General features: G+C 63.0%; 7 protein-coding genes. 3 read left to right on the top strand and 4 right to left on the bottom strand.

The features are described from left to right. Window positions 1-542 precede the first annotated feature (542 nt). Window positions 543-1,493 (bottom strand): choline ABC transporter substrate-binding protein, encoded by a 951-nt coding sequence (locus NCS03_RS14260; protein ID WP_175982928.1) that lies wholly within the window; start codon window positions 1,491-1,493, stop codon window positions 543-545. Window positions 1,494-2,011: 518 nt separating this feature from the next. Between NCS03_RS14260 and NCS03_RS14255 the strand changes: the two genes are divergently transcribed. Together NCS03_RS14255 and NCS03_RS14250 are read left to right on the top strand one after the other, a co-directional pair. Continuing rightward, on the top strand, window positions 2,012-5,083 hold the full coding sequence (locus tag NCS03_RS14255; RefSeq protein WP_250529298.1) for an acetoacetate--CoA ligase: 3,072 nt from the start codon (window positions 2,012-2,014) through the stop codon (window positions 5,081-5,083). Between the two features lie 118 nt (window positions 5,084-5,201). Then, complete coding sequence (locus tag NCS03_RS14250; protein ID WP_250529297.1) at window positions 5,202-6,179, top strand: GlxA family transcriptional regulator; 978 nt, start codon at window positions 5,202-5,204, stop codon at window positions 6,177-6,179. Here NCS03_RS14250 and NCS03_RS14245 read toward each other — a convergent pair. Beyond that, window positions 6,176-7,324, bottom strand: coding sequence for a porin (locus NCS03_RS14245; RefSeq protein WP_008354137.1), 1,149 nt, complete (start codon window positions 7,322-7,324; stop codon window positions 6,176-6,178). The genes NCS03_RS14250 and NCS03_RS14245 overlap by 4 nt on opposite strands. 273 nt (window positions 7,325-7,597) lie before the next feature. Between NCS03_RS14245 and NCS03_RS14240 the strand changes: the two genes are divergently transcribed. After that, window positions 7,598-8,914, top strand: a complete 1,317-nt coding sequence (locus NCS03_RS14240) for a glycosyltransferase family protein (protein ID WP_250529296.1) — start codon at window positions 7,598-7,600, stop codon at window positions 8,912-8,914. 4 nt (window positions 8,915-8,918) lie between these two features. On the opposite strand, the gene NCS03_RS14235 is transcribed toward NCS03_RS14240, so the two are convergent. Both NCS03_RS14235 and betC read right to left on the bottom strand, forming a co-directional pair. Next, window positions 8,919-9,866: a choline ABC transporter substrate-binding protein gene (locus tag NCS03_RS14235; RefSeq protein ID WP_008354139.1), complete on the bottom strand. Its 948-nt coding sequence runs from the start codon at window positions 9,864-9,866 to the stop codon at window positions 8,919-8,921. Window positions 9,867-9,907: 41 nt separating this feature from the next. Further along, window positions 9,908-11,443, bottom strand: coding sequence for a choline-sulfatase (gene betC / locus NCS03_RS14230; protein ID WP_250529295.1), 1,536 nt, complete (start codon window positions 11,441-11,443; stop codon window positions 9,908-9,910). Between the last annotated feature and the right edge of the window lie 22 nt (window positions 11,444-11,465).

Below are 11,465 nucleotides of genomic sequence, written 5' to 3'. Positions count from 1 at the left end.
GTAGTCCTCTCGTCCATCGTGGGCTGCCTAAAGAGTGCCCTCATCACAATCACCGGGCTTGGCTCGCGCACGGTCTGTCACATCGCACCACACACCAAACTGGTTCAGCACCAAATAGCTCCGGCCCGCTTCGCGGCCGACCGGTCAAGCGGGTCCGCGCGTGCTTCGCTACTAACGTCTCAATCTCGCTGCACTTGCCGCACGTTGGTTTCCCTTGCATACCCGGCGGCAGCGCGTAGCGCTGTGCCGAAGCTCTTTCGTGCTGAACCAGTGTCCTCAGCGTTTTCGGGCGGCGGACCGTGCGCGAGCCACGCCCGATTAGGTGTTTGAGGGCACTCTTTAGGCGAGTGCCGCCTGGGACGAGAGAACTACCCAAATTGCGTGTGACCGCGGGCCTGAAAAGCTGCTTTCTTTGGTTACTTTCTTTGCAGCAGCAAAGAAAGTGACTGCCGCCCCGCACAGGGGCAACGCTAATAGACCGACGCGATAACGGGATCCGGCAACAACAACGAGACCCGGCAACAACAACAACAAAAAAAACCTCAAAGCCCAAGGTATTGCCGAACCGCCGGCAGCCCATCCTTACCATCAAGAGTCTTCACGCCTGCGAGCCAGGCATCCAGCACCTGGGGGTTCTGCTTGAGATAGGCCTTGGCCGCCTCCTGAGGCCGCTCCTTGTTCATCACCGGCTGCATGAGCCGATTCTCGAGATCCGTCGTAAAGCGCAAATTGGAAACGAACTTCCCCGCATTGGGACAACGCGTCAGAAAATCCGTATTCGTCAGCGTATAAACGCGCGCTTCTCCGTAGTTCGGCCCGAACACGTCATCCCCGCCGGAGAGGTAATTGATCTTCATCTGGATGTTCATCGGATGCGGCTCCCAGCCAAGAAACACCACCGGCTTCTTCTCGCGGATCGCCCGCTCGACCGTCACCAGCATCCCCGCCTCGCTCGACTGCACGAGCTTGAACCCGCCCAACCCGAACTGATTCGTGTCGATCATCTTCTGAATCTTCGCGTTCGCACTGCTGCCAGGCTCGATGCCGTATATCGTGCCGCCCAGTTCGTCGCGATGCTTCGCGATATCCGCGAACGTCTTGATGCCCGCGTCATACGCATAGCTCGGCACGGCGAGCGTCGCCTTCGCGCCCGACAGATTCGGCGGCTCCAGCTTCTCGATGCTCTTCGCCTCCAGAAACGGCTCGACCGCCTTCTCCTGCACCGGCCACCAGTAGCCAAGCGACACGTCGATCTGCTTGCTCTTCAGCCCCGCGAGCGAAATCGGCACCGAGGCGACCGTCGTCCGCGGCGCATAACCGAGCCCCTCGAATACGACCGACGCAAGCGCCGTCGTCGACGTGATATCGGTCCAGCCGATATCGACGAAGCGCACCGTGCGGCAACTCGCGTCCTCCGCGCGCGCACTCTGAGCGACGGCGAACGCCGCGCACGCGCCGGCGAAAAACAGTGTGGGAATCAGGCGTTGTCTCATTGCGAGGCTTCCGTTGAGGGTTGAACCGATGCGCCAGTTCGAATGCCGGCGTGCATACAAAGTACCGCCGCATAAAAGCGCCCGAACGCCCGCGTGCGACCGCGAGTTGACTGCTTGCGACCTGCGTCGCTTGCCGCTTCGCGCACGCGCCTTCGCATCCGCGTCTCGGCAAGATTGAAAGCAAATTGAAATCATGACTTCCTGCTCATATTCGAAAACTTCGCACCATGGCGTAAACACGCATTGGAATGAAAAAACGTCGCGAATTCAGTAGTTTTTCCGCTGTTCGGTATCCGAAGCATGGCCGTCGCCGTTGCGCAAGATCAATCTTTGCCGAAACGCCACGGTCTCTGTGGTTGGTCGCACATAGCGCCGACTTCCGGCCGGGTAATGTGCGGGAAAGAGATAGCTTGTCTCGGCAGTGACGCGGCTTCAGGAAATGCGATGGAGTTAGCCGCGAAGCTCGCCGATTACATAGCCGTTCGACACACGTCGCCCAAAACCAAGGTGCCTGGATAATGGACCGTCAAGACGCCATCCGAGAGAGCGCGCGGCTCTACGCGCGCGAACCGCTTTACCTGCCTTCCGCCGAACAGATATCCGCATCGCGCATGACGGCCTTCACGCAGGCCCTCGAAAAGGCAACCGGCGAGCGCTTCGCCGATTATTCGGAATTGCATGCTTACTCAGTGCGCGAATATCGCCAATTCTGGAAATGCTTTCTCGAATCGGCGCGCGGGCTCGAATGGTCGGGATCCGATGAACCGGTCTGCATCGGCAACCAATGCGAAACGGCACGGTTCTTTCCCAACATCGAACTGAATTACGCAGAAAATCTGCTCGGCAAACGCATCGCGCCCGACGACGCTCCCGCGATCACCTCCTGCTTCGCCGACGGACGCCGCATAAGCTATACGCGCGGCGAGTTGCGCGAGCGCGTCGTGCGCCTCGCGCAGACGCTCTCCGAGCTCGGCCTGAAGGAAGGCGATCGCGTGGTGGCGATCATGCGCAACGACTGCGACGCGATCACCGCCGCGCTCGCCGTGACCGCGCTCGGCGCAACGCTTTCGACAGCCGCGCCGGAAAACGGCGTGCAGGCGATCCTCGACCGCTTCGCCCCGCTCGATCCGAAGTTCATGTTCGCGCACACGATGCAGCGTCCGTTCGACACCGGCGGCTCGCTTTCGGGCCACGTCGCGGCGGTGGCCGCGCAACTGCCGACGCTCACGGACATCGTCTGTCTCGAAGATACCGAACTGCCCAGCACGGTGACGCAGCGTCAGCACGAGTTGCGCTCGCTGATCGCGCGCGGCGACGCGATGCGTTTCGACTGGAAGCGCTTCCCGTTCAACCATCCGCTCTTCATCATGTTTTCGTCGGGCACGACCGGCAAGCCGAAATGCATCGTGCACGGCGCGGGCGGCACGCTGCTCGAACACGTGAAGGAGCATCGCCTGCACAGCGATTTCGGTCCCGGCGACAAGCTCTTTTTCCACACGAGCTGCTCGTGGATGATGTGGAACTGGCAGATGTCGGTGCTCGCGTCGGGCGTGGAGATCGTCACTTACGATGGTCCCGTCGCCGCCGTCGACACGCTCTGGCGTCTCGTCGCGAACGAGCGCGTGACGGTCTTCGGGACGAGTCCCGCCTATCTGAAGATGAGCGAGGATGCGGGCATCGAGCCGGCCGGACAGTTCGATCTCTCGGCACTACGCGCGATGATGTCCACCGGCGCCGTGCTCTACGACTCGCAGTTCGAATGGGTGTACCAGCACGTCAAGCAATTGCAGTTGCAATCGATTTCAGGCGGCACGGACATCATCGGCTGCTTCGTGCTCGGCAACCCGAATCTGCCCGTCTATGCGGGCGAAGCACAATGCCGGAGCCTCGGCCTCGACGTGCAGGCGTTCGATCAGGGCGCGAGCACGATCATGCCGGGCGAGCTCGTCTGCACGAATCCGTTTCCGTCGCGACCGCTCGGCTTCTTCGGCGACGACGACGGCTCGCGCTTTCACAAGGCGTATTTCGCGGCGAACGAAGGCGTGTGGACGCACGGCGACGTCATCGAGTTCTCGCCGCAAGGCTCGGCGCGTCTGCACGGCCGCAGCGACGGCGTGCTCAACGTGCGCGGCATCAACGTGAGTCCGGGCGAAATCTATCGCATCCTGAGCGAGATTCACGAGATCCGTCATGCGATGGTCGTCGCCCAGACCGGCGCGAACGCGGGCGATGCGGGCCAGCGCATCGTGCTCTTGCTCGTGCTGCGGCCCGGTGCGCAACTGAATGCGGCGCTCGCCGCGCGCGTGCGCCGCGATCTCACGCGACAAGGCTCCGCCGCGCTCGTGCCCGATGTGATCGTGCAGGTCGACGGCTTGCCCGTCACGCACAACAACAAGCCGTCGGAAGCGGCCGCGCGCGATGCCGTCAACGGCCTGCCCGCGCGCAACGTGTCGTCGCTCGCCAATCCCGAGTGTCTCGATCAGATTCGCGAGCATCCGTCGCTTACGCGCGTGAAGCGCGATCTGCCCGCGCCGGGCGATTCGATCGGATCCATCGAGGCGTATCTGTGCGCGCTCTGGGAACAGCATTTCAGCTTCTCGCCGATCGGCCGCGACGACAACTTCTTCGAGCTCGGCGGCCACTCGCTGCTCGCCGCGCGGATGCTCGCCGACGTGCTGCGCGCGACCGGCCGTGCATTGCCGCTATCGACGATGATCGTCGCGCCGACCGTCGCGCGCCTCGCCGCCGTCCTCGCATCCGAACCCGGCGCGCGCACCGCGGACTCGACGCTCGTGCAAATGCGCGCGGGCGTCGGCCGGCCGATCTTCATGGTGCACAGCATCACCGGCTCGGTGATGGAGTGCCTGACGCTCGCGGGCATGGTGCAGAACGAGCGGCCCGTGTACGGCCTGCAGGCGCTCGGCCTCGACGGCGATGAAGCGCCGCAGCACAGCGTCGAAGAGATGGCGCGCGGCTACGTGCTGCGCATCCGCGAAGTGCAGCCGAGCGGTCCTTATGCGCTCGTCGGCTATTCGTTCGGCGGGCTGGTCGCGTTCGAGATCGCGCAACAGCTCGTCGCGGCGGGCGAGAAGATCGAGATGCTCTGCCTGCTCGACACGTACATTCACACACATTGTCTGCCCTTCACGCTGTGGACGCGGTATCAGGCGGGCGTGCTCGTCGAACGTCTGCGCGAGTTGCGCTCGCTCAACGCCGGCGCGCGCCTCGGCTTCGTGCGCGGCAAGGCGGCGGCGATGACCAACCGCGTGCGCGGGCGCATGGGCAGGCCGACGACGCACCGGCAATCCGACGACGTCGCCGATCTTCCGCCTGTGCTGCGGCGCGTGCGCGAATCGATGAGCGCCGCGATGGCGACCTACAAGCCGCGACGTTATGACGGCGGCCCGATCGTCTACGTGCGCGCGACGATGCTCGACGACTCGCGCAGCGATCCGCTGCCGGTCTGGCAACGCGTCGCGAAGCACGGCGTGCGCGTGATGCCGGTCCTCGGCAGGCACACCGATCTCGTGGTGGAGCCGCACCTGAGCACGGTCGCCGCGACGCTCACGAACGCGCTCGCGAGCGCCTGAACCGCATCTTCGAGCAGTGCAATCCGGCCGCCCTTCGGGGCACGCCGGATTGCGCGCGTTTTTTGCGCGCGCTAGGGTGGACGGCTTCTCTCATCGACGAGCCTTGCCAATCGATCCGATGTCCGCGCCCCACGATTTCCATTTCCTGCTGCTGCCCGAGTTCTCGTCGATCGGATTCATGTCCGCGATCGAGCCGCTGCGCGTCGCCAATCGCTTCGCGGGCGATCTGTATCGCTGGCACATTCTCAGCTTGGACGGCGGTCCGGTCGCCGCGAGCAACGGCATCACGCTCAACGCCGAAAGCGCGTTCGATCAGGTGAACGAGGCGCGCACCGTGTTCGTCGTGTCGGGATTCGAGCCGCTCTCGCGCTACACGCGCGCGATCGGCGACTGGCTGCGGCGCCTCGATCGCGCGGGCGCGACGCTCGGCGGCATCGACACCGGCAGCTTCATCCTCGCGGAAGCCGGGCTGCTCGCGGGCACGCGCGCGACGCTGCACTGGGAAGCGGCCGCTGCATTCGCCGAGCGTTATCCGGCGATCGCGACGAGTCAGGAGCTGTTCGAGATCGACACGCGGCGCATCACATGCGCGGGCGGCACGGCATCGATCGATCTGATGCTCGACGTGATCGCGCGCGAACACGGCGCGGAGTTGGCGGCGCAAGTGTCGGAGCAGTTCGTGCTCGGGCGCATCCGGCAGCGCTCGGATCATCAGCGGATGCAGATCGCCGCGCGTTACGGCATCCACAATCGCAAGCTGATTCAGGTGATCGAGCTGATGGAGCAGCATATGGAAGAGCCGCTGTCGCCCGATGCGCTCGCCGAATCCATCGGCGTGACGCGGCGTCAGCTGGAGCGGCTCTTCTGCGCATCGCTGAAGGACACGCCGACGCACTTCTATCTCGGCCTGCGTCTCGTGCGTGCGCGCGAGCTGCTTCACCAGACCGACATGTCGATTCTCGCGGTGTGCGTCGCGTGCGGCTTCGAATCGCCGTCGCATTTTTCGCGCACGTATCGCGCGCGCTTTCAGACGAGCCCGCGGCAGGATCGAAGCGCATTGCGCGCCGTCCCGTCCGCGCGGCTCGCGGCGGCTTAGAACGAGTGACGCATGCCTACGCGCACGTCGGCCTGCGTATTCGACGACGACGGCGTGAAGCTGTAGCCGATGACTGCATCGATGGGACCGGACGCGCGCAGATAGTCGCCCGAGATATACACGTCGGTACGTTTCGAAAGCAGATAGTGCAGCCCGAGCGAGCCCTGATTCCAGTGATTGCCTTCGAAGCGCGTGTGCTGATAGCCGCCGTAGAGATTCAGGTCCGGCCTGAAGCTGTATGACGCGCCGCCTTCGTACACCTGCATGTGCGAGGTCTGGCCGAGGCCCTTGATCGTCGTGTAGGTGAAGTTGCCCGATAACATCAGGTTGCCGATGGTCCATGCCGCGCCCACGGCGAACGCGCCTTGCTTGTCGACGGGAAACGAGGTCGAGCTATAGAGATCGGTGACGGCCCCCGTCGCCGGATCGACCGATACCGTCGGCTGGCCGAGGAAGGTGCGCGCGCCGATCATCGCGTACGGATCGAACGCGTAGATGCCGTTCGGATTGTTGAGTTGCGTATAGGCCGCGCCGACGTTGAAGGTGTTCGCCGCATAGTGCGCGCCGACGCTCCACGCGCTGTTGCGATGGAAGTCGCCCGCCTGATTGCCGAACGAATACATGCCGCCGAAGGTGAAGCCGCCGATGTCGTTCGACAGGAACTTGATCGAGTTCGGCAGACGGTCGCCGTTCATGCGGTCGAAGTCGCCCTGGTGAATGGCGTAGCCGCTCGCCCACGCCGAGATGTTGTAGAGGTAGACGAACTCTTCGGTCATATCGAGCTGATTGCCGAGTGAGACGGTGCCCCACTGGTTCTTGAGGCCTACGTAGGCTTGCCGTCCGAATTGCGCGCCGCCGAAGCCGAGCTGGCCATTGCCGAGATGAAAGCCCGATTCGAGCACGAAGACCGCCTGCAATCCGCCGCCGAGATCTTCGGTGCCGCGAAATCCGATGCGGTTGCCATAGGAGATGCCGTCGTCGAACTTCACGACATGCGAGCCGCCCGTGTTGCTGACCCAGGTGACGCCCGCATCGAGAATACCGTAGAGCGTCACGCTGCTTTGCGCGTGCGCCGTCATCGGCATGTTCGCCGCGCCCGCTGCGAACGCGAGGCCTGCGATCCTTGCGGCATGTCTTTTTCTCATGTGCTGGTCCTTTGCTCGTCTCGATGTGTATTGCGTTGGAATAGGCGATGAAGCATCGCGTCGACGTCGTAAAAATAAAGGTCCATATATGCGCCGGCTCGACCCGGTGCGACGCAAATCTGTCTAGTTGCGACTACTGCAACATCGTGTTTCGCGTCAATAGAACGAATTCGTTTTCGGACATGCCCGATATCCGCGGCAGGGCTCGGCTCGCATACTTCGGAATCTGTAAAAAACCCGCATTACTCAAGCCTTGTTTCGGATTCGAACGACATGACTACCCGCTGCCTGAGCATCCATCAGACCGACGCACCCGAAGTCCTGACCAATCACAAGCACTACGCCGCCCGCATGGGCTACGAGCACGCGAGCATTTCGATGGCGGGCATGCCGTGCCCGTCCCAGCGTTTGTTGCTCAAGTACGAAGCGATCCTGCATCACTTGCGCCGGATGCCCGAGATGGCGCTGCTCGTCTGCATGAGCGAAGACTGCATCGTGCTCAACATGCTCCCGGTCGAGCCCATCGCAGAAGGCAGGCAGCACGCGCTCATGGCGGTTTCCGGCAACGACGACGGACGTCAGACGGCCGTGCAGATCTGGCGTAATACGGTCGAGGTGCGCAACCTCATCGTGTGGTGCATCGGGGAATGCAAGATCGGCAAAGCGCCGCAAAGCGAAATCGCGATGCTTGCAGGGCTCGACTACATCGAGCCGCACGGTGAACGCGGCGGCATCATGGCTACGATGCACTGCGGTCCGCGCTACGATCCCATCTGGACGCAGTACCCCAACCTCTGGACCATCGTGCTCGGCGAGGAAGCGATCTACGGTTTCATCCCGGCGAGCTTTCGCAACGCGCTCGCCGAACACATCAACGACTGTCAGCAGAAGGGCGTGCCGCTGTTCCAGCTTCCGGCGCAAAGCGAAACGCCGCATGAAGAGTTCAGCGTCTATAACCCCGGCAAGTCCATCGCCTTCATCACGTACTACACGCCCAACGTGCGTGCGTACGGCGCGATCGCCGAGCAGAACATGCGGCGCTATTGCGAGCGCCACGGCTATACGCTTTACGTCTATCGGCAGACGCCCGCCGAAGGCGTGCCCGGCGCGACCGGCACCTGGCTCAAGCCGTGGTTCCTGCGCAAGCATCTGCCGCATCACGACTGGGCGATCTGGGTCGATGCCGACATCCTCTTCTTCGATCAGCGCAAGCCGATCGATCCGCTGCTGGACGGGCGCGACATTCTCGCGGCGCACGATATCGGGCCGTGGATCATCAATGCCGGCGTGCTCGGCTTTCGCCGCAAGCCCGCGGTCCTCGCGTTCGTCGACGAAATCCACGAGCATGTCAGCGCCGCGCCCGACAAATCGAGCACCTATGCGAACGGCGGCGATCAGACCATCATCGCGAATCTGCTGACGGACCGTCTCGGCTGGAAGCTCGAACACGGCCTCGACTGCCTGAGCATCAATACGCCGTGGTACTTGCACCAGGCGGACAGCCTGATGCTCCACTTCATGGCGATCCAGACGCCGATGCGCGCCGTCGTGATGGCCGCACAGGAACGCGCGAGCATTCAGCTCGGCTGATCCCTCACTTCACGCCGAGCGCGGTCTGAACGGCTTCCAGGCCGTTTCCGCCGCTCGCCGTGGTCACGCCGTCCAGCCACGATTTCAGCAGCTCCGGATGACGCTTCAGCGCATCCGTGGCCGCTGCATCGACATTCGTTTTCTTCTCCAGCACATCCGTGATGACGCCGTTCTCCAGATCGACGTTGAACGCCATCTGTTTGAACAGCCTGCTCACGTTGGGGCATTGCTGCTCGTAGCCGCTGCGCGCCACGGTGTTCACCGTCGCGCCGCCATAGTTGGGGCCGAAGTATTTGTCGCCGCCATCGAGATAGGCGAGCTTGAACTTCGTGTTCATCAGATGCGGCTCCCACGCGAGAAACACGATCCACTTCTTGTCGCGCACCGCCCGCTCCACTTGCGTGAGCATCGCGGTTTCGCTCGATTCGACCAGCTTCCAGTCGCCGAGACCGAAGGCCTTGTCATCGACCATGCGCTTGATGTTCTGATTCGCCGGCGCGCCCGGTTCGATGCCGTAGATGCGGTTATCGAACTTGTCGGCGTTCTTCGCGAGGTCCGCGAACGAATGCACGCCCGCCGCCGCCACATAGTCCGGCACCGCGAGCGTGAACTTCGCATTGGAGAGATTCGGACGCACGACGTCGATCGATTTCTCTTCGAAGAACGGCTTCACGAGCGGCGCCTGCGCGGGCATCCAGTTGCCGAGAAACACGTCGATCTGCCCTTTCTTCATGCCCTGATACGTGATCGGCACCGACAGGTTCGCGACGTTCTGCCGATAGCCGAGCGCCTTGAGCACGATGCCGCTCATCGCATTGGTCGCGTCGATATCGGTCCAGCCCGGCCCCGCCATGCGGACCTGCGTGCAGGACTGCGGCTCGGCGGCAAACGCATGCGAAGCCACGCAAGCCAGCGCGGCGGCGAAGAGCGCGTGGATGAAGCCCTTTTTCATGGTGCATTCCTGTCGTGTGTTGTGGGGATGCGATCGATGCGTCAGTGCTCGACGGCGGGAAAACGCGCCATCGCTTCGAGATCGTCCAGATCGATGTGATTGCGCATGTAGCGCTGGCTCGCATCGACGTGAGGCTGCCAGTCCCATGACTGAATCGTGCCCTGCGTCGTCGCCGCGAAATGGAAATGGCGGCGGCGCTGACTCTTCAGCACGTCCCGATGCAGCGCATCGAGATTCCAGCGGCGCGCGATCTCCGCGCGGAATTCGGCCACGCGCGCGGCGTGACGCTCATCGCTTGCGAGATTCTCGCGCTCGAACGGATCGGCTTCTACATCGTAAAGCTGATCCGGATCCACGCTCGAATGAATGAACTTGAAGCGCCCGCGCCGGATCATCACGATGGGCGCAATCGCGCCTTCCGCGAGATATTCGCCGATGGCTTCGTCGTGCCCGCCGGTCTCGCGCAAGTGCGGCACGAGGCTTTGACCGTCGATGCTGTCGGGCCACGCTTGCGGCGCTTGTCCGCGCGCGAATTCGACGAGCGTCGGCAGCACATCGAGATGCGAGACCGAATCCTTCACGCGATGCGCGCCAAACCGCTTCGGCGCGTGCACGATGAGCGGCACGCGGCAGCCGCCTTCGAAGAACGTCATCTTGTACCAGAGGCCGCGCTCGCCGAGCATCTCCCCGTGATCCGACGTGACGACGATGATCGTATCGTCGGCGAGACCGGCCTCGTCGAGCGCTTCGAGGATCGATGCGAACTGGTCGTCGACATACGACACCGCGCCGTAGTACGCGCGCCGCGCATTGCGGATTTGCCGGTCCGTCGGCGGCGTGCGATCCGCTTCGTACACATGGCGCAGGCGCTTCGAATGCGGATCGCAGGCATCGAGCGAATCGCGATACGAAGGCATGTCGATGTCTTCATCGCGATACGCGTCCCAGTACTTGCGCGGAATCGCATACGGATCGTGCGGATGCGTGAGCGATGCGACCATCATGAACGGACGCGCGTCCTTGCCCGCGTTGCGCTCGCGCGCGATGTCGAAGAGCTTTTGACGCGTGGTGAAGGTCACTTCGTCGTCGAAGTCGAGTTGATTGGTACGCACGCATGGGCCCGCGTCTATCACGGAGCTCATGTTGTGATACCACGTCGGGCGCGCATCGGCGTTCTGCCAGTCGGGCGTCCAGCCGAAATCGGCGGGATAGATATCGGTCGTGAGACGTTCCTCGAAGCCGTGCAACTGATCCGCGCCGCAGAAATGCATCTTGCCGGAGAGAATCGTGCGATAGCCTTCGGCGCGCAGATAGTGCGCGAAGGTCAGCGTTTCGGACGGCAATTCGGCGGCATTGTCGTATGCGCCGATGTTCGAAGGCAGCTTGCCCGCGAGAAGCGAAAAACGCGAAGGCGCGCACAGCGGACTCGCGCAATACGCGGATTCGAACACGACGCCTTCGCGCGCGAGCGCATCGATGCGCGGCGTCTTCGTCACGCGATTGCCGTATGCGGCGAGTGCGAAGGGCGTGAGCTGATCGGCCATCAGTACAAGGATATTTTGTTTCGTCTCAAGCATGACTGCGTGCCTCGAATAGAAT

It is taken from the genome of Caballeronia sp. ATUFL_F1_KS4A, from assembly GCF_023630905.1.
Taxonomy (GTDB): Bacteria; Pseudomonadota; Gammaproteobacteria; order Burkholderiales; family Burkholderiaceae; genus Caballeronia; species Caballeronia zhejiangensis.
This window is presented reverse-complemented; position numbering and strand designations above follow the sequence as displayed.